This window comes from Citrobacter sp. wls706 (assembly GCF_005281305.1).
Classification (GTDB): Bacteria; Pseudomonadota; Gammaproteobacteria; order Enterobacterales; family Enterobacteriaceae; genus Citrobacter; species Citrobacter werkmanii.
Map to the genome: position 1 here is coordinate 254,796 of NZ_SZXG01000030.1, position 21,726 is coordinate 276,521.

Sequence of the window (21,726 nt, forward strand, 5' to 3'; positions counted from 1 at the left end):
CCTTAGCGGCGTGCCGAAGCAGCGGCATTTACCATGAGAAAACCTTAGTTCAGGATCGACCGTTGCGCGTGATCGGCTCCCCATTTTGCGAATAAACAGACATTTCCCTACGAACGCAGAAGATGCACACCCTGTCGAGAAGGGTGTGCTGATGACATTAACCTGTATGGGTTATCCGATGTGCCACGCAGTCAAGAGTGAGGGTATCTCCCATCTTTATGCTATCGAGTGTCTCCCCTTGCTGACACATCCAGCAAAGTCCCATTTCATGGGCGATAATCGCCGGGTGAGAAGCCTCGCTACCGGCACGCAGGCAGATCCCTTTGATGGTCAGCGGATCGAGTTGCAATACCGTAGACGGATAAATGACGTCAGCGACCAGGATTGTCGGGCGGGTGAACGTCGGGATTTGCGCCGTCACTCCAGTCAAATGCTGCAGCGAACGAGACAGTAAATCTTCAATGTCGATGTATCGTGCTTGTAAGTAGGGATCATCGAGCTGTAAATACTGCTGGCTGAGTTCGCTCAGCACCTGCTGCCAGGCCCAGGCGGCGCTACACTGCTTTTCACGCATTACGTCGCAGGCCATATCGAACAGCTCAGGATCGTCCAACAGCGTGTGGTGACCGGAGAAGATCGCGGCGATATCGGCGGAATACTTCTCTTCAGCAAGCGCGGTTAGCTCGCTTAAATCGTTCAGCGTGCTCTGGATGGCGGCCTGTAATCGCTGCTGCTCAGTCTGCAATGATGCAGCAGGCTGCTGGCTTATTTCGGGTGAGAATGGCGCGTAACAAAATACCGTCCCCGTCGCTCGTGACGGGACCTGAGTCGCCGCGTTTTTCGCCTGCGTTGGCTCAAGCGATTCGCCAAAATTCTCTGCCGCCAGCTGTTTGAATGCGGCCAGCGCATCTTCTGCCTGTTCTCCTTTGGCAATCAGGCGCAGCGTGTCGTTACAACGCACCTGCAGTAAGGCTATCTGATTGAGGCTATCAGGGACGATGCACTTGCCGTTTTTCTCCAGCCACATCTCGGCATTAAAGCCAGACAGCGTAGATACCAGTCGCGAGGCCGGACGAACGTGGATGCCGTTGGGGTTTTTCACCACAATGGCAATCGAACGGGCATCTGTGTCGGGGGAGTGTTCAGCAGAAGTGGACTTTGCTGCCGAGGGCGAAGGTAAACCCAGTTGCTCACATTTGGCGTCGAGGGCGTTCATGGCATCACGGATGACCCGCTCGATATCGGCACCCGCAGCGGCGCTAACCGTCGCGGCCAGCGTGCCTTCAACCAGCGGGGCGGCGCACAGACGGACTTTCGCGGCGATACCAGGGTCAAGCAGCTCAAGGGCGGTTTCCGCACTCAGTAACGCGCTGCCGATATCCATCATCACTAACACGTGATCCGTATCAGCCACGGACTCGATGGCTTCCATCACCTTAATAGGATCGGTGCCAATCGGATTCTCGGGATCGTCAATGCCTGCGGCAATAGCGAGTTTGCAGCCATCGCCCATTAACATTTGTCGGGCTAACGCGCCGACGCCTTCGCCCAGTTGGGCGCTGTGAGACACAATAACCAGGTTTACCATCGCTTTATCCTTACTCTCTGGACGCCTGAGCCAGCATTTGCATCATAAACATGACGGACGTTGCGCCAGGATCCTGATGGCCAATGCTGCGTTCACCAAGGTAGCTGGCGCGGCCTTTGCGTGCCTGCATGGTGATGGTGCTTTGCGCCGCAGCTTCCGCTTGTTGGCTTGCAGCTTCCAGCGCTGCCTGTACGCTTAACTTTTGCTCGCAGGACTGACGTAAAGATTCGACCACCGGTAGCCAGACGTCGCACATGGTTTTGTCGCCAGGCTCAGCTTTACCACGGCTAATGACGCCTTCTGCGCCATCGCGGATCATTTGATACAACTCGTCCAGCGTCAGGCTCTGGTGGGCTTGAGTGACCTGGGCGGCGCGGATGAAAAAGGTACCGAACAGCGGGCCGCTGGCTCCGCCAACGCTTGAGAGCAATACCATGCCGGTATTTTTTAAAATAAAACCGATGTCTTTATCGGCGATGGACGGCAGTTTTTCGACCACTTTACTAAAGCCACGGTGCATATTCAGACCGTGGTCGGCATCGCCGATTTCCCGGTCCAGTCCGGTGAGAAAATCACTTTCGGTAGTGAATATTTCGCCGCAGTGATAGAGCCAGTTAACAATTTGCGTTCTGGTGAGGGACATCATGAATCTCCTTATTTACCCCAGTTGAGAGCAGGGGTGTGAACCGGTGCATCCCATAAATTCAGCGTTTCGTCATCCACCTGTAACAGGGTGATTGAGAAGCCGGTCATATCCAGAGAGGTGCAGTAAGAACCGATCAGGTTGCGCTCAATGACGATCCCCGCATCCTGGCAACGGCTTTCGAGGCGGTTATACACGCCGAAGAGTTCTGACAACGGCGTTGCACCGAGATTATTGACCAGCGCAATGACGCGATCGCCGCTTTGCAACGCCCGTTTGCTTTCTTTGCCTTCCTGCCATGCGCCCTGGACGTTGTCCCAATGACGCAGCGTGCGGCTATAGTTGCCGTTTTCCAGCAGCGTGTTGAACATTTCATCTACGGTTTGGTCGAGAGACGTGAAGGCTCGGCGGTCAATGCCCGGTTCCCCGTGGATACCCACGCCAAATTCCATTTCGTTATCCTGCAGCGTGAACGACGGTTGCCCGGCGGCCGGAACGGTACAGGCACCAATGGCGATCCCAATGGAGTGCCCCTGGTTATTCAGTTGACGCCCGAGTGCCGCACAGGCTTCCAGCGAGTCACCGCGTTCGGCGGCCGCGCCGACCAGTTTTTCTATCAATACGGTATTCGCCACGCCACGACGACCGGCGGTATACAAACTGTCTTTCACCGCGACGTCGTCATCCACCACTATGGTCGTGACTTTTATACCGCTGTCGTGCAGCAACTCGGTGGCGGTTTCGAAGTTAAGAATGTCACCGGTGTAATTCTTGATGATCAGCAGGACGCCTTCACCGCCGTCAATTTGCATGGCGCATTCGAACATTTTATCCGGCGTAGGTGAGGTAAAAATTTCACCCGGGCAGGCCCCGGCGAGCATGCCCTGCCCAATATAACCGCAGTGCATTGGTTCATGTCCGCTGCCGCCGCCGGAGAGTAGTGCCACTTTGCCCATCACCGGCGCATCTGCGCGAGTGACATAGACCGGGTCCTGATGCAAGGCCAGGGAAGGGTAAGCTTTCGCCAGTCCGGCGAGTTGTTCATTCAGTACGTCTTCAACACGGTTAATCAATTTTTTCATTATTTATGCTCCGCAGACAGTCCTGGATGCTGCCAAAATTCTGCAGCCATCTGATGTAGGGTATCGGTTTGTACAACGCTACGGCGACCGCTCGCTGCCGATAAGGTAATTTTGCACACAGGTATGCAAAAAAAAATTGTGTGAGTTAGCGTTTCAATACGAAACATTGCCACCTCAATATGTTCCATATTGAAACGATGTGGCGTGAAATTCGCCAAAAATGCGACGTTGGGCATCCTTTTGTTTTAGGGGCCGCAGAAAGGGGTGACAGGCAGCTTCATCAGAATAAAGGGCGTGAACGAACAGGAAGCGGAGGATGAAAGTTAAAACCGCGCAGGCAGGTGGTTGATCGCCACCAGTTTTCCTTGATCAAGTTCGATATATCCCCCTTTTTTTAAGGCTGCGAGCATTTTCATCACACTACTACGTGAAAGGTGCGTCCTGTCCAGAATGTACTGGTAGGCGGCAATCTGCTGGCGAATGTTGTCTGATTCTTTGGCCAGAGCCTGTAGTTGATAGCACAGCACATCATAAGTGGTGGGGGCCGCTACCATCTCATTTTGAATAAACAGTTTATTTGTCACGATGATCATATGCCGGGCCATGAGCTCCCAAAGCTGTTTTGCTTCAATGCGTGCCATAACGGTTTCCAGCGGGACAGTCGCAACTTCACATTCCTCAAGGGCGCGGAGCAATAGTTTCTCTGATAATGCACTGGTGAAGCCGAGAGACACTGGCGCAGAAGCGATGCCTAAGGCCAGATTATTCTCCAGGTTTTCAATACTTACCGTACCCTGGCGGATAAACTGACACATATGTTCTCCAGATTGGATAAATACAAAGCGGCTACCTTTGGGGTAGCGCCTGAACTCGCATTCTTCTGCCAATTGTCGCAACAATTCCGGAGCATAGGGCGAGGGTTGTTTGAGCAGGTTTATCGGCGATTCATAAGGCATGATGGGGTTATCCCGCATAGATTTTCATTCGTTTACGTTGTGCAGCATAGCGTACCGTTAATACTTCAGGGGAATATTTTGCTGTATTTGTTTCAATACGCCGCGCTCGGTAACGATATAACCGCCTTTTTTTAATTCGGCCAGAATTTTCATGATACTGCTCCGTGACAGAAACGTGCGGCTCTGAATATAGTTTGCAGCGGTAATGTGCTGCCGAAACTCGTCAGATTCGCGCATCAACTCATAAAGTTGTGAGCGAATAATATCGTAAGAGGTCGGGGCGGAAATGCGAGTACAATGGTCATAAACACGCCCGGCCGTATAAATGAGTAACCTGGACAGACTCTCCCACAAATCCTCATTGGCAATAATCTCATTAGCTGTTTCCAGAGGAATGACCGCTACGGTTGAGCACTCTTCACACCGCATAAAGAGATATTCCGATTCTGCAAGCTGATTGCTTAGCCCGAAGATAAATGGCGCGACTTCAGAATTGAGCATAAAGCCGTCGCGTTGCCTGAAGATGGCAATCGTGCCATTCAATAGCAAATAACATTGATGAGAATTATTGCTCTTGTAGTTAATTACTTGTCTGTATTTTGTTTCATAAATGTTGGTGTTTGGCTTTAGTTTTTCAATAATATTTATTATGTGTTCCACCGGCTTTATCGGTAAGGCATGATACATACTTGATTCAATGATTATTTTTGTTTCAGGCATAAGTCGCCCTCCTCAATAAATATGCTGCTAAAAACAACATAAGATGTTGTTGGTTTTAATAATTATGGTAATGAGAGGAAGGTAATGGAATCCATTGCACGGTGTAAAATTACACCGAAAAATAACTTGAGCAAATATGTGTATCTATATCAAAATTGCCCATAAGCAGAAGAGCAATAGCATCTAATAAGGATCGGCCTTCCTCACCTGGAGGCCTAATCCAATCCTTGTTAATTTGCGCTAATTGTTATTTCTCTCAATGCTTTCAAAGTGATGGCAATAATAAAGCATGGGGCGTTATTTGCATCAGGGTAAATAACGATGCAGCACTATAAATAAAAGTTAAGGAAAGCAATTATGAATAAGAATGTGATAGCGAAGACGTTGTCTGCTGCGGCCATTCTCATGGCCTCAAACGTAATGGCCTATGATGGTACGGTTATTTTTAATGGTGAAATCCTCGATTCGGCCTGTACCGTTGATATTGGTAGTAGCAATACGTTGATGGTCGACCTGGGACGTGTCTCTAAAACAGCATTCGCCAGTACTGGCGATGAAGCATCCACCACAAAGTTTACGCTACGGCTGAAAGATTGCCCGGCCAGCGTGGCCGCAGCAAAGGTGAAATTTGACGGTGCACATGACGGTAATGACAGTAGCTTGTTGGCCATCACTCAAGGTTCCGGGGCGGCAAGCGGCGTGGCAATACGTCTTAAGACGGCAGACAGTATGAACTTGGGACTTAATCAGGACAACGGTTATACCTACATGTTATCCAGTACCGCGGATAATAATCTGGATTTCTATGCCGCCTATGTGGCAACCGTTGTGCCTGTTCTTCCTGGCGCGGCTAACGCGGTGGCTAATTTCACTGTTAACTACAACTGATTTACCTGTGCAGTTTTAAGGGCCGGCAAACGGCCCTTTCAGAGGTTTATGATGAGAGTATTACGTTTTTGTATGTTGCCCCTGGTTGTTGTGGCGATCGGTATTACTACTGCGCATGCGGGTGTTTCAATCGGTGGTACCCGAGTCATTTACGATGGCGGAAAGAAAGAGGCTTCGCTGAGCGTTAATAACCCTGATGCGGTTCCTTACTTAATTCAATCGTGGATTGAAACGCAAAGCAACGACGTGGCAAAAGCACCGTTTATCATTACTCCACCGCTTTATCGGTTGGATAAAGGACAGCGAAACGTAATGCGCATTATTCGCGCAGGTAATTTGCCAGAAGATAAAGAATCTCTGTTCTGGCTCAATATTAAATCGATACCGTCGGCTGAACGTAAAGATAATACATTACAAATAGCTATCAAAACGCGAATAAAACTGATCTACAGGCCGCCAGGATTAACCCAGTCAACACCAGATGCGCAGGTAGAAAAACTACACTGGAAATCGAACGGTAAATATATTCAGGTGACGAACCCATCCGCATACTTTATTAATTTTAATGAAATTACCGTGGCAGGTAAAAGAATCGAAGACGTCACGTTTGTCGCGCCCGGACGCAGCGCGAGTTTCGCACTACCGACAGGTATTACCGGTGGAGTAATAACCTACAGAATTATTAATGATTACGGCGGAATAAGTGAGGTGTATCACGCTTCACTCTAAAACTCAGTCCGGACGGGAAGATTATGTCAATGATGATAGCCAAAATGATATCTAATCCGCCTCCGGTCCGATTGTTGCTGTGTATTTTTTTAACCGTCGCCAATGTACTTAATGAAGTAAAAGGTCGTGAGTATTTTAACCCTGCGTTGCTGGAGCGTACAGGATCCACAAATGGCGATGTTGATCTTTCCGGCTTTGAGACAGGACAACAGGCGGAAGGAACATATCATGTTGATATTCTTCTTAATGGAGAGAATGTTGATACCCGTGATGTAGTGTTTACCAGACGGGAAGGGGGAATGCTGGAACCGTGTCTTTCTACAGAGTTATTGGAGGGCTACGGTGTGAAGACAGCGTTATATCCAGGGCTTGTCAGGAACGAGAATTGCGCTGATCTATCCGCTATTCCTCAGGCTTCCAGCGAACTGTTATTTTCTTCCCAGAAGTTGTTATTGAGTATTCCGCAGGCCGCGCTTTCTTCACCGGCGCGCGGTTATGTTGCGCCAGAACAGTGGGATGAAGGTATTACAGCCATGATGCTCAATTACAGTCTCAGTGGGGATAACAGCCGGACAAAAGACACAGGAAACAACAGCAACAGTCAGTACGTTAACCTGCGTCCGGGAATTAACATTGGCCCATGGCGGTTACGTAACTACAGCACCTGGAATAAAGACAGCCAGGGAAATGCTCACTGGGACACCGTCTATAGCTACGTACAGCGCAATATTATTCCGCTGAAAGCGCAACTGGTGCTGGGCGACAGTTCTTCGCCAGCCGACGTTTTTGACAGTATTCCTTTTCGCGGCGGCCAGCTTGCCTCTGATGATGAGATGATCCCAGATTCGCTGAAAGGCTATGCGCCGGTGGTGCGAGGAATCGCCCGTACAAACGCGCAGGTGATCATTCGACAAAATGGTTATCAAATTTATCAAAACTACGTCTCCCCAGGTGCGTTTGAAATAACCGATATGTACCCGACAGGAGGCGCGGGCGATCTCGACGTGAGTATCAAAGAAGCAGACGGTAATGAACAACATTTTACCGTTCCGTTTGCTTCATTGCCCGTACTGCAGCGGGAAGGGCGTCTTAAATATGCATTGACCGCTGGGCGTTATCGCTCATATGACAGTCGGGTTGAGCAGACATCCTTTGTTCAGGGAACGCTAATTTATGGTTTGCCGGCAGGATTCACGGCTTATGGCGGCGTCCAGGGGGCAGATAATTATCGTTCTGTTGCAGTAGGTATCGGGAAAAATCTTGGCGTGGTGGGGGCGGTTTCGGCTGATGTTAGCCAGTCCTGGTCCCAGCCACAGAATACGTGGCAACAGCAGGGACAATCCTGGCGCATTCGTTACAGCAAAAACAGCGTGGTAACCGGGACAAACTTTTCGATTGCCGGGTATCGTTATTCAACGGCTGGCTATTCCAGGATGCAAGACACGTTTGATTCTTATGGGACCAGCAGCTCATCGATAGAGAAACGCCGTAATCGCATGGAGGCGACCATCAACCAGTCTCTGGGGGCGTCAGGTGGCTCCCTTTCGCTCAGCGCGGTGCGGGAAGATTACTGGCATTACGCAAAACCATTGCAGTCATGGAGCCTGAGTTATAACAACACCTGGCACGGAATAAGCTATGGGATTGGCTGGACGCAGAGTAAAAACGGTTATTCGGGCAGCAATGCTCGCTACGACAGCGAGCGTTTGGTGGCACTGAATATTAGCCTTCCACTGGAATGCTTTTCGAACAATTCCTGGGCCAGCTATAGCATGAATACCAGTCGTAACAGCGGGACAACGCACAGCGTCGGCTTGAGCGGGATGGCGCTGGAGGGAAATGCTCTGAACTGGAGTATTCGGCAGGGTTATGGTTCTGAGGATGCTGGTTATACCGGCAGCCTGAACGCTGATTATAAAGGCGGGTACGCTGAAGTCAGCGGGGGTTACAGTTACGATCGCAACCTGCAACGGGTGAATTATTCGCTAGCGGGGGGCGTACTCGCCCACGCGGATGGTGTCACATTTTCACAGCCATTGGGTGAAACCAACGTCTTGATTAAAGCGCCGGGCGCTGCGAATGTCGGTATAAAAAACCAAAGTGGCGTACGCACTGATTTTCGTGGATACACCGTTGCCAGTAACGTCTCTCCCTATCGCAAAAATGATATCGGACTGGAGACGGCAACTGTAGCAGATGACGTTGAGCTGGAACTGACTAATAAAACCGTGGTGCCGACACGTGGCGCGATAGTTCGCACAGATTTTGTGGCCAATGTAGGATTGCGTGTATTGCTCACGTTACGCCGTGATAACGGAAAGCCTGTGCCATTTGGTGCGATGGTGACGGTCAGAGGTGTTCAGGGGCAAAGCTTCATTGTAGGGGATGACGGCCAGGTTTATTTAAGCGGCATGCAGCCACAAAGCATACTGGACGTTGTCTGGGGCAATGACAACCAACAGCACTGTACGGCTAAATATACTCTGAACAGCGAAGAAAATTATCGTGGTATTACCGTGACTGACAGTCTGTGTCGGTAACTCACTTTATTTATTGAGTCTATTAAGATGAACCGAATTTACGTTCTGTGTATTTTATTGTTACTCCCCGGTTTAAGCTATGCTGATAATTGTTCCGTCAATGCGACGCTATTTGGCACTGTTACCATGGGCAATATTCTCGTGCAACGCGATGCGCCGGTAGGTAGCGAAATTGCGCGGGCCAGACTTTCCGGGTATGCAAAGCTTGAAGTGGATGCTCCCGACAAGCCAACGTCATGCAGTGGCGGTTATACGTTTAATTACTTATCGGCAACAAACTCGCCAATAAATAATGTATTTAACACTAACCTCGATGGTGTGGGGATACGCGTATCAGTTTCACCTGGTAGCTTTGTGCTGCCATCCAACGGTACGGCTTACGTTTATAATCTCGGTTTTTACGATGTGATGTTAATTAAAACCGGGAAAATAACCCCTGGATATTTAACGCCGGGAGTAATAATGCAGGGATGGTTCGTCACACCAGATAATTACTTTACGCAAATTTCCCTCGATGCAAATACTCAGGTAACGGTATTAGCATGCTCTGTTTCCAGCCAGACGCTGAATTTTAACCTTGGCGACATTAATGCCGGTGAATTCTCTAACCAATCGGGGTTTAATCCGCCGCGTAGCGATAGCCAGAACCTTGGACTTAACTGTGATGCGTCCGCCAACATTAACGTGGAACTCATGGGTACGCAAAACCCCGATGTGACAGGCGATACGAGCGTGTTGGCGCTGAACGGTCAGGGAACGCCGGGAACTGCAGACGGGGTAGGGATACAAATGCTTTATAACAACGTTCCGTTGCAACTGAATAATCGCATTGTGTTGAAGCGTTCAGCGGGCGGGCAGGAAACATTTCCGCTGGTGGCGCGTTACTACCAGACCAGGTCGGTCGTCAGACCGGGAAGCGCCAATGCAACCGCGACGCTGAATATTACTTACCAATAACAGGGAATAAAGAATGTTACCTGGAAAAAGGACGGCCATAGCGATGGTACTCGCATCACCGGCATGGGGCATAGGCGATCCGGTGACGCTCAATATCAACGGCAATGTCAAAACTGCGCCCTGTCAGGTGAGCAGTGACAGTGTGACCAAAACTGTTGATTTAACGCCTGGGCAATCTGTTACCGCTTCATCGTTATACACCGCGAGTTCGACCACGCCGTGGGTCGCTTTTGAGTTAAGTGTTGAACAGTGTCCTGCCGGGACAAGTCGCGTTACGGTATTGTTTAACGGCAACGCCGATAGTGACCATCCCAATGATATGTACCGGAATACCGGTACCGCCTCACCCGTCGCAATCCAGTTACAGGCGAGCGATGGCGTGCCCCTTGGCGACGGAAAATCATTAACTGCAAATATTTCCAATCAGCGTTATACATGGCGTTTGCGCGCCAGAATTTATAGTGAGCAAGGGCAGGTAACACCTGGAACCATCAACTCTGCGATTACTATTTCTATGACCTACCAATAAACTAAAGCAGGCGCCTTAATGAACATCAGCATCCGCTGTGATGACAATATGTATAAATTGGGATTAATCGCATTACTTAGAGAAATATTTTCACTGGAATTGGGCAGGCAAACGCTGAGTATTCACAATTTTGACTCTAAAAATAGGGCAACTGATGATGTGATGATTTTAATGCTCAGCCCCGGTGAACATTATCTTTGCCATTCAGAGTTCTTTACACGATCGCCAGGGCTTATTGTGGGTTTAATTGACAGGGAGCATATTCCTGCGCGTGGCGAAGTGCCTTCATGTATCAACCATATTATTTTTATTCCACACGATACTTCGGCCAGTCAGATGGGGGCGGTGATTAAACATCACTGGTCCTTAGTGAAAAATGCAAATTTTACCAATAAGGGGCGCTCTTGCTTGGGTTGCCCACATAAAACATTCACAGCGCAGCAGCATCAGTTAATTCGTTTATTATTGTCAGGGCTCACATCAAAGCAAATTGGTTTGCATATGCATATTTGTCAGAAAACTGTGCTGGCGCACCGTCGAGCCTTAATGAATAAATTTAGGTTGAGGTCGGATTGCGAATTATTACAATTCCTCATCGCTGCGCAGGAAAAGAGGGTGTTCAGCGCGGAGATACCAGCAGCGAGTGAAGAAACAATAACACGGCCAATTGCACCTGATGCAGAATTGTACATGCTCCCGGTGAGCAGCAGATAGGAAGCCACCTGCTTAGCAGGTGGCTTATGCTCAAGATTACTCAGGGTCTTAGCCCGGATAAATTCCGCGATCTTTACGTGCCAACAAAATACGCTCGCAGGCAACAATATAGGCGGCGGTACGCAGAGAGCAGGATTTCTCGGCCGCTTTTTCCCATACGTGTACCATCGCATCGGTCATGATTTTATCCATGCGTTGGTTGATCTCTTCTTCGCTCCAGAAGAAGCTTGCCATGTCCTGAACCCATTCGAAGTAGCTGACGGTAACGCCCCCAGCGTTACAAACCACGTCAGGTACAACCACAATACCACGGCTAGCCAGAACATCATCTGCATCAGGATAGGTTGGACCGTTGGCGCCTTCGAGTACTAGTTTACAGGTTAGCGTTTCAGCGCGGTGACGCGTGATCTGACCTTCGAGCGCTGCAGGGATCAGTATGTCCATCTCCAGGCTCCAGAACGCCTCGCTGGCGATGGTTTCAGCTCCCGGGAAACCTGCAATCTGCTTGTGTTCCAGTTGCCAGGCTGACAGCGCGGACATGTCGATACCGGTAGCGTTAAACAGCGTCGCGGTGTGATCCTGAATAGCAACGACACGTGCGCCTGCTGCCGCGAAAAGACGGGCGGCTTCACTGCCGACGTTACCAAAACCTTGCACTGCAACACGAGCGCCTTCAACTTCGATATTAGCACGACGAGCCACTTCCAGACCGCTGACAAAAACGCCGCGACCGGTGGCTTTATCACGGCCTAACGAGCCGCCAAGGTGAATAGGTTTACCGGTGACAACACTGGTCACGGTGGTGCCGTGGTTCATGGAATAGGTATCCATCATCCAGGCCATCACTTTACCGTTTGTACCCACATCCGGCGCAGGTATGTCTTTCTGCGGTCCTATAATAATGCCGATTTCGCTGGTATAGCGACGGGTCAAACGCTCCAGTTCGCCCTCAGACAGTGAAAACGGATCGACGCGCACACCCCCTTTGGCACCGCCGTACGGCAGATTCAATGCCGCGCATTTGATGGTCATCCATGCGGACAGGGCCATCACTTCATTAAGATCAACATCAGGATGAAAACGCACACCACCTTTGCCCGGACCGCGCGAAAGGTTATGTTGCACACGATACCCTTCAAAATGACGGATAGTCCCGTCATCCATTTGTACCGGGATATCGACAATCAATGCGCGTTTTGGGTGACGCAGGGTATCCACCCAATGGGAAAGTTCGCCCAGGTAAGGGGCCACACGCTCGATTTGTTGCAGGTAGGTATTCCAGGCAGATGTGCTGCTATCTGAAGCGTAAGATAACTTATCCATGATAAACCTTAGTTATAAAAGTAATATGTTCTTAATTTGGCCGTGGTATACAGTGAATCTCACCATATAAACCTAAATTTAACATTTTTTTCGACAGGTGGCCTGTCCAGCCAACACGGCTTATCGGTATGGATAGTATGGGCTTTATCTGGAAAATGAATAATTATGCTTTTCTTTAACTATTTTGCGGTTTTTATTGCGGTATGGGTGATTTGATATGCGGGTTTTGCAAAAAACACATTTTGTCAGATTTATGACGCACCTCTAAAAGTAAACAATATGATAATAAAATGTATTTGCTTTATTGCGTCGAGCTGGGCGTCTGTCGGGTCAAGGCCCGTGGAAAATGACTTTGTATCCTTGCTCATTCCAGTGTTGCAGCAGTTCATTTTGTCTTCTGGTTGGCGTCGTACCGGTCCAGACAAAAAGTGTTTGTCCGGGGAATAGCTCAGGACGTGGTGTTTCAATAGGTTCTGCAAGAATGGCGATATGCCACCCGGATTGCGATAAGCGCCAGGCCTCCAGCCATAAGCGGGTTCTGTCTTCAACATCCCAGGCCATCAGAATGGCATCTTTCCCTGACTTGCGACGCGTTTCCGACAGGAGTACCGCAACATATTCAATCAGCGCGCCGTCAAGCATACTGTTCATTATGCGAGAGGTATTATGATCAAGTATGAGCCGCTGACGTACAGGGAGATAGACTCGGTCAATCAACGCATCTACCGGATACGCGCGGCCAAGAGAGAGCATTTTGGCCCGCAGTTTCGGCGGATGCGCCATCCGCAGAATGCTCATCATCTCTTCCTGCAGCTGATTCCAGTCATCGTCAGTTTCACGGGTACTGGTTTCCAGTAATGCTTTAACTTTCCCAACAGGCGTACCATTGCTAATCCAACGTTTGATTTCTTCAATACGTTGAATATCCTCTTCATCAAAGAGTCGATGGCCGCCTTCACTTCGTTGAGGTTTGAGTAAACCGTAGCGTCGTTGCCATGCCCGAAGGGTCACAGGATTTATCCCGCAACGCTCTGCGACGTCGCCAATGCTGTAATAAGCCATAGTTCCCCCCAACACGCCTGATTCTCCGTCACCGATATGCGGTTCCTGTCACTTTGTACAACATGCATAAAATTGTACAAAACATACAGAGCATTCTAGCAAAATTAAGATTTACTTTACTATCACGCGTGAGAATCTTACTGCATTCAACATCAAATAGCGGAGCGGGGTAACAAAATTTTTTCATAATGTCATTAAGTTACAGCTTACTCTAAGCGAGTTTATTTTTTCTCAGGCCATGCTACTGAAGGGGTACCATTCAGCAAGGCTGCTGCAAATAAGTTACCCTGGAAAAGCTCGATCCCGGCGGATTCAAGCCACATCCATTCTTCGGGTTTTTCAATGCCAACGGCGGAAAGTTGAATCTCAAGTGAAGTACAGCATTTAATGATCGCCTGAATGATAGCTTGCCTCGGGCCACTTTTATGGACATCTGCAATGAGTTCACGGCTTATCTTTATTCTGTCCGGCTGGAAACGAGACAGGAGCAATAGCCCGGCATAACCCGCGCCGAAATGATCAACTGCCACACAAATCCCCGATGCTTTAAGTGATTTTACCGCCTGTGCAAAAGCATCAAAGCGTGAGATGACTTCGCTCTCGGTAAATTCCACGATGATTTGTTCAGGGACCAGCCCATTTGCGGCTATTTCATGAATCAGAAAGTTAACAGCGTCGGGTCTGTTCACCAGCGTCATGGGTAACAGGTTGACTGACAACATTTTTTCACCAAGGTTCAGCGCGCTGGCCATGGCAAATGCCGTCTTTTTACTTTCCAGATCCGCTGTGTACATCTCTTCCGTGCTTAATTTGTCAAAGTACGCTGCCGGAGTTTCCCCATCTTTACCACGAATCAGCGCTTCCAGAGCGATAACGCGTTGTGAGAGAGGATCGATAATTGGTTGAAAGGCAAAGGTGTAGTCGGTATTTGACGCAAGCTCTGCTTTATTAAGGGTGGTACCACTATTATCAGTAATAAAATCCCAGAAATTGGCAGCAGGGATTTCGAAATAAGTCGATTTTTCTGTCGCCAGTACGAATGTCCGGAAAAACTGCAATGCCCGGTCATCATACGTGAGCTGGAATTTTGACGTTCCCTGATTCAGTACAGCTTGTAAGACCTCAGCCCGTTCATGTTTTTGTAAATCAAATAACTCCATCCCGACCTTCCCGAACCGGCGCGCTGGGGCATAATCGCACATCAGTTCGACAATATTGTAGTGCCGTGGGTCGTTACAAATACAACGATAAATCTCCTTCACCTGCTCCTCTGGGCCTTCAAGTAGTTGGAAAAAATGCCGACCGTTAAAGAGCAAGATCCCCGTAACATCAGATCGCCTGTTTTTCAGATTTGCGGCCACCACCATATCCTCAATCGCATAGAGGGGGGCGTCATCACGTAGATGGCTACGGTAAATAATGGTCGTGAGCATGGAAAGTCCGGGATTAAGGGATGAGGTGAGGACAGTATCAGACAAACGCGGTTATGTCCTGATTTTCAATACATTATTTTAACTGTAATTTTACATAATAAGGTTCAACAAAAATCGTAACTGCCCTGGTTCATAGAGGTTGTACAATGGGTGGAGATATCGTGTTTCTCTTTTTCTTTGTAACATATTGATAAATAAGGTATAGCACTTTATGTTAAAATTTGCCTTATCTCTATGTACACATTTTTGGTACAACTTTGCTACTGTTATAAAACTTAATACTCACCAGCATTTTGTTACAGGAGCAACATATGCAGCAGCACAGAGTTCTCACTGATTCCGCACACGCAATCTCTCGTTACTTTGCAAAAGCGCATCTTCCTACACAGCAGGAAACATTGGGAGAGATCGTCACTGAGATATTGAAAGATGGACGTAACCTGAGCCGAAAGTCACTCTGTGCCAAGCTTCTGAACCGTCTTGAAAAAGCATCCGGAGAGGATGAACAGAAGCATTACAATGCCTTAATCGGCCTGCTCTTCGAATAAAGGGATGCCCTAAAACATCTAAATGGGGAAAGTAGTGAAGTAGTTATGAAGAAAACTGACCATGAACGCTTGAAACACGAAATTACAGGTTTAGCTGTTATACAGATTTTGCGCATGAACACGGCAATATCACTACCCGCATTGATTAAGCAATTACGTCTTATGAAGGTGAGTGAAGCGGATGCCGGGCGTAGACATCTTATTGACAGCATAATTCATGATTTCACAGATTCTAATCCGGCAAGGATGAACCCCAAACCGGAAAGAACTGGTGATGAGAGTGTATTCAGTGGCAGTAAAAAGCCTAAATTACATTAGAGACCATTTTCCATACTATACAAGCGAGGTGACTATGCTTCAGGAAATGAATGTTCACAGAGCAATAGTAGATAAGGCTTTGTCGAGTTACTTCCGTAATGCCGGTGAGCTATTAGCAGATGAATCCGTTGTATTGGGACAGGCAGTAACAAATGTGATTTTAGCTGGTGATAATGTTAATAATAAAAATATCATTTTAAGCCTGATCGCTTCACTGGAATCGACAACCGATGTTGTTCAGGCTGATATCATCAGGAAAACACTGGAAATAGTGTTGCGCTATACCGCTGACGACGTCTAATAAAATAATTTTATAATCATGAAGCTCCAGCATCCATAGTATATGCTGAGTATTCGCATACTTTAAATTAAGACTACACATAGCATCTTCTCATTCTTAGACTGCATTATTATGGGCTTGATATGATTAATTCAATTCCGGAAAATTATATTTTCCAGTGCGCTTTATACAAGAATTTAGAGCGCAATGTGATGTTGAAAATGGGTTATGTCAGTGATGACATTCTTGTTCAGGCACTTAGTGTACAGCTGAAGAATGAGAAGAATGCTATATTAACCGATCTCTATATGCAGATTATGCGTCACCTTCAACCAGGTATTCGTTCTGAACCCCGTCAGATTAATTGTGATTTTTTAGAGGTCATAAATAATGAATACAGTTCAGGAACACGCCAGACATGCAGAATTGTGGATTGATGATGTCTATATCAGACAAGGCCTGGAGATTATTCTCGCTGATATAGAATATAAAGATAAGAACGTGCGTCTTGTATTCTTTACGATTAACTACTTCAACACTGTCAAAAAGCAAAACTATGATCTCAGGACGCATCGGCTGGTGCTTCTGATTGATGGTCATCTGTATCAGTATCTCAATGAACTTTCGTTCTACAGACTTCCTGTAGACAGTGGCGTAGCCTCAATCAAAAAATTTATCGCTGAAATTATCAGCATTGATACTGAACACGACCAGCAATCTGAAATAAATATCGTCCTGACTGAACGGGATAAATTTATCTTAACGCAATTAGGGGAAGGGCGGACTATTTCTGAAATTTCTGGCTTGCTGAACCTGCACTTAAAAACGATTTACCTGAGCAGGCAAAATCTGATCAAGAAACTTGGCTGTTCGGGGTTGATTGATTTTCAGGGAATACTGCAAACCCCAATATTCAGGAACTGGCTGAAACATGCCTGAGTAAATCACAGGATGTGAACTCTAAAAAATCCATAAAATGAAAAATCCACGCCGTGGCGTGGATTTTGGAATTACAGAGTTAAACGTGAATTAGACGTTGAACAGGAAGTTCATCACATCTCCATCTTTCACGATGTAATCTTTCCCTTCCGCACGCATCTTACCGGCTTCTTTCGCGCCTTGCTCACCTTTGTAGGTGATGAAGTCTTCAAATGCGATAGTCTGTGCACGGATGAATCCTTTCTCGAAATCGGTGTGGATTTTACCTGCCGCCTGCGGAGCGGTAGCGCCGACAGGGATGGTCCATGCACGTACTTCTTTCACGCCCGCGGTGAAGTAGGTCTGCAGATTCAGCAGCTCATAGCCTGCGCGGATCACGCGGTTTAGCCCCGGCTCTTCCAGACCCAGCTCGGCCATGAACTCTTCACGTTCGGCGTCGTCCAGCTCAGCGATGTCGGCTTCAACGGCGGCGCAAACAGCTACCACCACGGAACCTTCGGCAGCGGCGATTTCACGCACCTTGTCGAGGTACGGGTTATTTTCAAAACCGTCTTCGTTGACGTTGGCGATATACATGGTCGGCTTCAGCGTCAGGAAGCTCAGGTATTTGATGGCCGCTTTATCTTCGTCAGTCAGATTTTTCAACGCGCGCAGCATGCCAGCGTTTTCCAACTGTGGCAGACATTTTTCCAGGGCAGCCAGTTCTGCTTTAGCGTCTTTGTCGCCGCCTTTGGCTTTCTTCTGTACGCGGTGAATAGCGCGTTCACAGGTATCCAGATCGGACAGCGCCAGTTCGGTATTGATAACATCGATATCGTCAGCCGGATCCACTTTGTTATTAACGTGGATGATGTTGTCGTTTTCGAAGCAGCGCACCACGTGGCCGATCGCTTCGGTCTCGCGGATGTTAGTCAGGAACTGGTTACCCAGACCTTCACCTTTGGAGGCGCCTTTTACCAGGCCCGCGATATCAACGAATTCCATCGTGGTCGGCAGGATACGCTGCGGTTTGACGATTTCGGCCAGCTGATCCAGACGCGGATCGGGCATCGGGACAACACCCGTGTTCGGCTCGATAGTACAGAACGGGAAGTTTGCCGCTTCAATACCCGCTTTTGTGAGCGCGTTGAACAGGGTGGATTTGCCTACGTTTGGCAAACCGACGATACCGCATTTGAATCCCATGTTTAAATCACCTTAATCTTTTGATATTCAATCTGTTATAGAAAACAGATTGTAGAAAAGTAAATAACTCTGCCTATTATACACAGCACGCGAGCAAAATGCCGCACATCGCTGCTTATTGCGCTTTAAAGGTATGTAACCGGCTCGTTGCTTTTGTCAGGCCATCTTTGAACAAAATCTCGGTACAACGGGCCGCTTCGTCAATCGCTTCATCAATTAACTTCTGTTCAGAAACAGGTGGTTTGCCTAAAACAAACCCGACAACTTTGTTTTTATCGCCCGGATGACCAATTCCAACGCGTAAACGATGAAAGTTAGGGTTATTGCCTAACTTGCTGATGATGTCCTTCAGGCCATTATGTCCGCCATGACCACCGCCAAGCTTAAATTTGGCAATACCTGGCGGTAGGTCTAGTTCGTCATGTGCAACTAAAATTTCATCGGGATTGATGCGATAAAAACTAGCCATCGCGCCAACGGCCTTGCCGCTCAGATTCATAAATGTGGTCGGCACCAGCAGGCGGACATCTTCGCCTTCTAGCGTAACCCTGGAGGTGTAGCCGAAGAATTTCGGCTCATCGCGCAGGGGAGCGCGTAATCTCTCTGCCAGTAGATCAACATACCATGCGCCGGCGTTGTGCCGCGTTGCCGCATACTCTGCGCCGGGGTTCGCCAGACCGACAATCAATTTAATCGTCACGTGTTTTGTCCTGAGTGTATCTATAAACGACGGGTAGTTTACTGTCTGGCGCTGCGCTTGACAAAAAACAGCATGCTTATCCTCGAAAATCGAATAATTGCGAAACTGGACTATTAGAAATTGAGTGTGTTCAGTAGCTTATTTGTAAAGTTTTGTTGCGCGGGTGTTTGTAATTGTGATCGCTCCCGCACTTGCGAACGGCAGTGTTGTCTATACTTTACACATAAGGATTAGGGGTATTCCCTGTAACAACCCAAAGTTCCGGAGGTGACACATGAAACGCAAAAACGCTTCGTTACTCGGTAACGTGCTCATGGCTTTAGGGTTGGTGGTGATGGTGGGTGGTGTTGGTTACTCTATTTTAAACCAACTGCCGCAATTTAATCTGCCACAGTTTTTCGCGCATGGTGCTGTGCTCAGTATTTTTGTCGGCGGTGTTCTCTGGTTAGCGGGTGCCAGAGTCGGCGGACACGAACAAATCAGTGACCGTTACTGGTGGGTACGTCATTATGACAAACGCTGCCGTCGCGGTGATACCAATCATCGTCACAACTAAATAGTCTCTCCGCTGCGAGTGCCACTGTTTGCAGGCAGAGTCCTGGTTGAAAACCAGTCCTCTGCTTGTTCACGCATATCCCGGATAAAATGCACTCATCATCGCTGCGCAATTGAAGAGGCGATTATTCGAATAATCGATAATGTAACGTCTTAACCACGCTATCCGCCGCGTCAGCCGGTAACAGAATGCACAGGTTATCGTTTGATGCGCCGTGGCAAATCATGCGAACCGTATGCTCTTCGAGCCAGGCAAAAACGTCTTTGCACACCCCCGCAGCCTGGGTTAGTTTATTGCCCACCAAAGTGACTAATGCCAGTCCGGTTTCCACTTCCACCCGACAGTGGGAGGACAATGCGGTAAACAATGCCGTGGTTAGTATATGGTCCTCACCCGATGTCGCATGAGTGGCGTCCAGCGCCAGCGCAATACAATTTTCTGATGTCGTGACCAAATCCACAGCCACCGCATGGTGGGATAAAATAGTAAATACCTGCGCCAGAAAAGCACAGGGCGGTTGTGTCTGCAGACTGTGTAATCGCAATAGCGTCTGTTTACGGCGCACGGCGAGCGCCCGATAACGCGGTGGATTATCGGTGGTGTTGTGCACCAGCGTACCACCGGCGGCCGTATCTTTACTTGAGCCAACAAAGACCGGAATGCTTTTCCGCATTGCCGGGAGCAGTGTAGCCGGGTGAAGAACCTTCGCACCGTAGGCGGCCATATCGCTGGCCTCGGAAAATGAGATATGGTCGATCCGTTTGGCCCGTGGCGCAATGCGCGGATCTGTGGTGTAGATCCCGGCAACGTCGGTCCAGATGTCCACACGTGCGGCGTGCAGTGCTTCACCAAGTAGCGTGGCGGTGTAATCACTCCCGCCGCGTCCCAGCGTCGTGGTATGTCCGCCTGCATCGCGGCCAATAAATCCCTGGGTAACCATAATAGCCTGCTCAAGACGCGGGCGCAGATGAGTCTCCACCTGGTGGTGCAGGGTGCTGAGATCCGGCTCAGCGCAGCCGTAGTTCGAATTGGTACGCATCACGCTGCGGGCGTCAAACCACCCGGCTTCGGCGTGCCGTTCACGTAATACTTCAGTAAACAACAAAGAGGACATCAGTTCGCCGTGGCTGACTAACTCATCGCTTAGTGCATCGGACGGTGAAACCGTCGCCGTTTCTGCAAGGCGGCGTATATTGTTGAGAAGATTATCGATTTCCGTGCTGATAACGGACGGCTGCTTCAGGCGGGAAATAATGTTGTATTGGATGGCGCGTAACGTCTCAAGCTTATCTAATCGTTGATGTGTTTCCAGACCTTCAGAAAGCTCGACCAGTAAGTTTGTCACGCCTGCTGAAGCAGACAGAACGACTAAACGGACATCTTGATCAGCAAGAACAATGCTGGCGCTGCGGTTCATCGCATCAAAATCAGCGACGCTGGTGCCGCCAAATTTGGCAACGACGGATGGTGGATAAATGCGAGTCATAACAATCTCATATCAGGGCGCCATAAAAGTATGGCTAGAAAATTTTCATTCTCGGCATAAGGGAACGACGTTCGCCTTACGAAATGTCCGCCCGCGAACATTTCTGCTGACAACCCAGGGAATTCCTGTTGTCGATAACGCGTGTCGCCTGTACGCGTTACCGGGTGCTGCGCATTAAATTTATCTACATAGCCTGTAAATAAGCGCGCCATACTAAGTGATTTATATTTAGGGATCGACTTTTTTATTCGATTTATCGAAAAATAAGTGAAAAATCATGTCGTAAAGAAAAAACGCGCACATTATTAATAGTAAAAACATGTAAAAAAATAATAAAAACATGAAAACCTCATGGTTTCTATTACATCGTACAGGTTGCAACTGGCTACAGCATTGTAAAATAAATAGCTATATTTGTTTATGATTTCGTAATGCGGGATGTGCTTTATGCTTTGAATTTTAAGGTAAAAATGCTCATTTAAGGCGACGTAAAATAAATGATTGAGTCCAGTGCTAAAACAACATATATTAGCCGCGCTTTTTTACAGGT

23 protein-coding genes are annotated in these 21,726 nt (G+C 48.3%); 12 read left to right on the forward strand and 11 right to left on the reverse strand.

The window, feature by feature from the left end:
- Positions 1-157: 157 nt before the first annotated feature.
- The 5 genes from dhaM to FDW92_RS09150 form a co-directional block, all read right to left on the reverse strand.
- Complete coding sequence (gene dhaM, locus FDW92_RS09130) at positions 158-1,588, reverse strand: dihydroxyacetone kinase phosphoryl donor subunit DhaM (RefSeq protein ID WP_042307901.1); 1,431 nt, start codon at positions 1,586-1,588, stop codon at positions 158-160.
- A gap of 10 nt (positions 1,589-1,598) precedes the next feature.
- The gene (gene dhaL / locus FDW92_RS09135; protein ID WP_042307902.1) at positions 1,599-2,231 is read right to left on the reverse strand and encodes a dihydroxyacetone kinase subunit DhaL; all 633 of its coding nucleotides are present in this window, start codon (positions 2,229-2,231) and stop codon (positions 1,599-1,601) included.
- Between the two features lie 11 nt (positions 2,232-2,242).
- Positions 2,243-3,313 carry a dihydroxyacetone kinase subunit DhaK gene (gene dhaK, locus FDW92_RS09140; protein ID WP_042307903.1) on the reverse strand — a complete coding sequence of 357 codons (1,071 nt, stop codon included), beginning with the start codon at positions 3,311-3,313 and terminating at the stop codon, positions 2,243-2,245.
- 323 nt (positions 3,314-3,636) lie between these two features.
- A complete protein-coding gene (locus FDW92_RS09145) occupies positions 3,637-4,287 on the reverse strand; it encodes a winged helix-turn-helix transcriptional regulator (protein ID WP_227255168.1) in 651 nt (216 codons plus the stop codon).
- A 39-nt stretch (positions 4,288-4,326) separates the two neighbouring features.
- A complete protein-coding gene (locus FDW92_RS09150; RefSeq protein ID WP_042307907.1) occupies positions 4,327-4,989 on the reverse strand; it encodes a winged helix-turn-helix transcriptional regulator in 663 nt (220 codons plus the stop codon).
- Positions 4,990-5,346: 357 nt separating this feature from the next.
- Here FDW92_RS09150 and FDW92_RS09155 point away from each other — a divergent pair, with 357 nt between their 5' ends.
- The 6 genes from FDW92_RS09155 to FDW92_RS09180 are packed head-to-tail and all read left to right on the forward strand — an operon-like array spanning position 5,347 to position 11,346.
- Entirely contained in the window at positions 5,347-5,877 is a 531-nt protein-coding gene (locus tag FDW92_RS09155) for a fimbrial protein (RefSeq protein ID WP_042307908.1), read from the forward strand.
- 51 nt (positions 5,878-5,928) lie between these two features.
- Positions 5,929-6,606, forward strand: a complete 678-nt coding sequence (locus tag FDW92_RS09160) for a fimbria/pilus periplasmic chaperone (protein WP_042307910.1) — start codon at positions 5,929-5,931, stop codon at positions 6,604-6,606.
- A 29-nt stretch (positions 6,607-6,635) separates the two neighbouring features.
- Complete coding sequence (locus FDW92_RS09165; protein ID WP_042308009.1) at positions 6,636-9,146, forward strand: fimbria/pilus outer membrane usher protein; 2,511 nt, start codon at positions 6,636-6,638, stop codon at positions 9,144-9,146.
- A 27-nt stretch (positions 9,147-9,173) separates the two neighbouring features.
- A complete protein-coding gene (locus FDW92_RS09170; protein WP_042307912.1) occupies positions 9,174-10,103 on the forward strand; it encodes a fimbrial protein in 930 nt (309 codons plus the stop codon).
- A 13-nt stretch (positions 10,104-10,116) separates the two neighbouring features.
- Positions 10,117-10,632: a fimbrial protein gene (locus FDW92_RS09175; RefSeq protein WP_042307914.1), complete on the forward strand. Its 516-nt coding sequence runs from the start codon at positions 10,117-10,119 to the stop codon at positions 10,630-10,632.
- An 18-nt stretch (positions 10,633-10,650) separates the two neighbouring features.
- On the forward strand, positions 10,651-11,346 hold the full coding sequence (locus FDW92_RS09180) for a helix-turn-helix transcriptional regulator (RefSeq protein ID WP_042307915.1): 696 nt from the start codon (positions 10,651-10,653) through the stop codon (positions 11,344-11,346).
- 48 nt (positions 11,347-11,394) lie between these two features.
- On the opposite strand, the gene FDW92_RS09185 is transcribed toward FDW92_RS09180, so the two are convergent.
- The 3 genes from FDW92_RS09185 to FDW92_RS09195 all read right to left on the reverse strand — a co-directional run bounded on the left by FDW92_RS09185 (position 11,395) and on the right by FDW92_RS09195 (position 15,164).
- Positions 11,395-12,669 carry a Glu/Leu/Phe/Val dehydrogenase gene (locus FDW92_RS09185; RefSeq protein ID WP_042307917.1) on the reverse strand — a complete coding sequence of 425 codons (1,275 nt, stop codon included), beginning with the start codon at positions 12,667-12,669 and terminating at the stop codon, positions 11,395-11,397.
- A gap of 330 nt (positions 12,670-12,999) precedes the next feature.
- Positions 13,000-13,731 (reverse strand): MerR family transcriptional regulator, encoded by a 732-nt coding sequence (locus tag FDW92_RS09190; protein WP_042307920.1) that lies wholly within the window; start codon positions 13,729-13,731, stop codon positions 13,000-13,002.
- A gap of 221 nt (positions 13,732-13,952) precedes the next feature.
- On the reverse strand, positions 13,953-15,164 hold the full coding sequence (locus FDW92_RS09195) for a diguanylate phosphodiesterase (RefSeq protein WP_042307923.1): 1,212 nt from the start codon (positions 15,162-15,164) through the stop codon (positions 13,953-13,955).
- A gap of 311 nt (positions 15,165-15,475) precedes the next feature.
- Here FDW92_RS09195 and ycgZ point away from each other — a divergent pair, with 311 nt between their 5' ends.
- The 5 genes from ycgZ (at position 15,476) to FDW92_RS09220 (ending at position 17,249) form a co-directional block, all read left to right on the forward strand.
- The gene (gene ycgZ, locus FDW92_RS09200; RefSeq protein ID WP_042307924.1) at positions 15,476-15,712 is read left to right on the forward strand and encodes a regulatory protein YcgZ; all 237 of its coding nucleotides are present in this window, start codon (positions 15,476-15,478) and stop codon (positions 15,710-15,712) included.
- 45 nt (positions 15,713-15,757) lie between these two features.
- Entirely contained in the window at positions 15,758-16,030 is a 273-nt protein-coding gene (locus FDW92_RS09205) for a hypothetical protein (RefSeq protein WP_042307926.1), read from the forward strand.
- A gap of 34 nt (positions 16,031-16,064) precedes the next feature.
- Positions 16,065-16,331: a biofilm/acid-resistance regulator YmgB/AriR gene (locus tag FDW92_RS09210; RefSeq protein ID WP_042307927.1), complete on the forward strand. Its 267-nt coding sequence runs from the start codon at positions 16,065-16,067 to the stop codon at positions 16,329-16,331.
- Positions 16,332-16,453: 122 nt separating this feature from the next.
- On the forward strand, positions 16,454-16,747 hold the full coding sequence (locus FDW92_RS09215; RefSeq protein ID WP_042307929.1) for a hypothetical protein: 294 nt from the start codon (positions 16,454-16,456) through the stop codon (positions 16,745-16,747).
- Positions 16,701-17,249 carry a LuxR C-terminal-related transcriptional regulator gene (locus tag FDW92_RS09220; protein ID WP_227255169.1) on the forward strand — a complete coding sequence of 183 codons (549 nt, stop codon included), beginning with the start codon at positions 16,701-16,703 and terminating at the stop codon, positions 17,247-17,249. The genes FDW92_RS09215 and FDW92_RS09220 overlap by 47 nt, the downstream gene beginning before the upstream one ends.
- A gap of 90 nt (positions 17,250-17,339) precedes the next feature.
- Here the strand turns inward: FDW92_RS09220 and ychF are convergent, their stop codons facing one another.
- A complete protein-coding gene (gene ychF / locus FDW92_RS09225) occupies positions 17,340-18,434 on the reverse strand; it encodes a redox-regulated ATPase YchF (RefSeq protein ID WP_042307933.1) in 1,095 nt (364 codons plus the stop codon).
- A 115-nt stretch (positions 18,435-18,549) separates the two neighbouring features.
- Entirely contained in the window at positions 18,550-19,134 is a 585-nt protein-coding gene (pth, locus tag FDW92_RS09230) for an aminoacyl-tRNA hydrolase (protein WP_042307935.1), read from the reverse strand.
- 274 nt (positions 19,135-19,408) lie between these two features.
- On the opposite strand from pth, the gene ychH reads away from it, so the two are divergent.
- Entirely contained in the window at positions 19,409-19,690 is a 282-nt protein-coding gene (ychH, locus tag FDW92_RS09235) for a stress-induced protein YchH (protein ID WP_003833480.1), read from the forward strand.
- Positions 19,691-19,814: 124 nt separating this feature from the next.
- Here the strand turns inward: ychH and lysC are convergent, their stop codons facing one another.
- The gene (lysC, locus tag FDW92_RS09240; protein WP_042307937.1) at positions 19,815-21,176 is read right to left on the reverse strand and encodes a lysine-sensitive aspartokinase 3; all 1,362 of its coding nucleotides are present in this window, start codon (positions 21,174-21,176) and stop codon (positions 19,815-19,817) included.
- Positions 21,177-21,726: the final 550 nt, after the last annotated feature.

Excerpts from the sequence above, each read along its gene's own strand:
- FDW92_RS09170 (WP_042307912.1), top strand. The coding sequence starts at position 9,174 with ATGAACCGAATTTACGTTCTGTGTATTTTATTGTTACTCCCCGGTTTA.
- ychF (WP_042307933.1), bottom strand. The coding sequence starts at position 18,434 with ATGGGATTCAAATGCGGTATCGTCGGTTTGCCAAACGTAGGCAAATCC.
- FDW92_RS09215 (WP_042307929.1), top strand. The coding sequence starts at position 16,454 with ATGATTAATTCAATTCCGGAAAATTATATTTTCCAGTGCGCTTTATAC.
- FDW92_RS09205 (WP_042307926.1), top strand. The coding sequence starts at position 15,758 with ATGAAGAAAACTGACCATGAACGCTTGAAACACGAAATTACAGGTTTA.
- FDW92_RS09195 (WP_042307923.1), bottom strand. The coding sequence starts at position 15,164 with ATGCTCACGACCATTATTTACCGTAGCCATCTACGTGATGACGCCCCC.
- dhaK (WP_042307903.1), bottom strand. The coding sequence starts at position 3,313 with ATGAAAAAATTGATTAACCGTGTTGAAGACGTACTGAATGAACAACTC.
- FDW92_RS09160 (WP_042307910.1), top strand. The coding sequence starts at position 5,929 with ATGAGAGTATTACGTTTTTGTATGTTGCCCCTGGTTGTTGTGGCGATC.
- FDW92_RS09210 (WP_042307927.1), top strand. The coding sequence starts at position 16,065 with ATGCTTCAGGAAATGAATGTTCACAGAGCAATAGTAGATAAGGCTTTG.
- ycgZ (WP_042307924.1), top strand. The coding sequence starts at position 15,476 with ATGCAGCAGCACAGAGTTCTCACTGATTCCGCACACGCAATCTCTCGT.
- dhaM (WP_042307901.1), bottom strand. The coding sequence starts at position 1,588 with ATGGTAAACCTGGTTATTGTGTCTCACAGCGCCCAACTGGGCGAAGGC.
- FDW92_RS09185 (WP_042307917.1), bottom strand. The coding sequence starts at position 12,669 with ATGGATAAGTTATCTTACGCTTCAGATAGCAGCACATCTGCCTGGAAT.
- lysC (WP_042307937.1), bottom strand. The coding sequence starts at position 21,176 with ATGACTCGCATTTATCCACCATCCGTCGTTGCCAAATTTGGCGGCACC.
- FDW92_RS09145 (WP_227255168.1), bottom strand. The coding sequence starts at position 4,287 with ATGCGGGATAACCCCATCATGCCTTATGAATCGCCGATAAACCTGCTC.
- dhaL (WP_042307902.1), bottom strand. The coding sequence starts at position 2,231 with ATGTCCCTCACCAGAACGCAAATTGTTAACTGGCTCTATCACTGCGGC.
- FDW92_RS09175 (WP_042307914.1), top strand. The coding sequence starts at position 10,117 with ATGTTACCTGGAAAAAGGACGGCCATAGCGATGGTACTCGCATCACCG.
- FDW92_RS09155 (WP_042307908.1), top strand. The coding sequence starts at position 5,347 with ATGAATAAGAATGTGATAGCGAAGACGTTGTCTGCTGCGGCCATTCTC.
- ychH (WP_003833480.1), top strand. The coding sequence starts at position 19,409 with ATGAAACGCAAAAACGCTTCGTTACTCGGTAACGTGCTCATGGCTTTA.
- FDW92_RS09190 (WP_042307920.1), bottom strand. The coding sequence starts at position 13,731 with ATGGCTTATTACAGCATTGGCGACGTCGCAGAGCGTTGCGGGATAAAT.
- FDW92_RS09180 (WP_042307915.1), top strand. The coding sequence starts at position 10,651 with ATGAACATCAGCATCCGCTGTGATGACAATATGTATAAATTGGGATTA.
- FDW92_RS09220 (WP_227255169.1), top strand. The coding sequence starts at position 16,701 with ATGAATACAGTTCAGGAACACGCCAGACATGCAGAATTGTGGATTGAT.
- FDW92_RS09165 (WP_042308009.1), top strand. The coding sequence starts at position 6,636 with ATGATGATAGCCAAAATGATATCTAATCCGCCTCCGGTCCGATTGTTG.
- FDW92_RS09150 (WP_042307907.1), bottom strand. The coding sequence starts at position 4,989 with ATGCCTGAAACAAAAATAATCATTGAATCAAGTATGTATCATGCCTTA.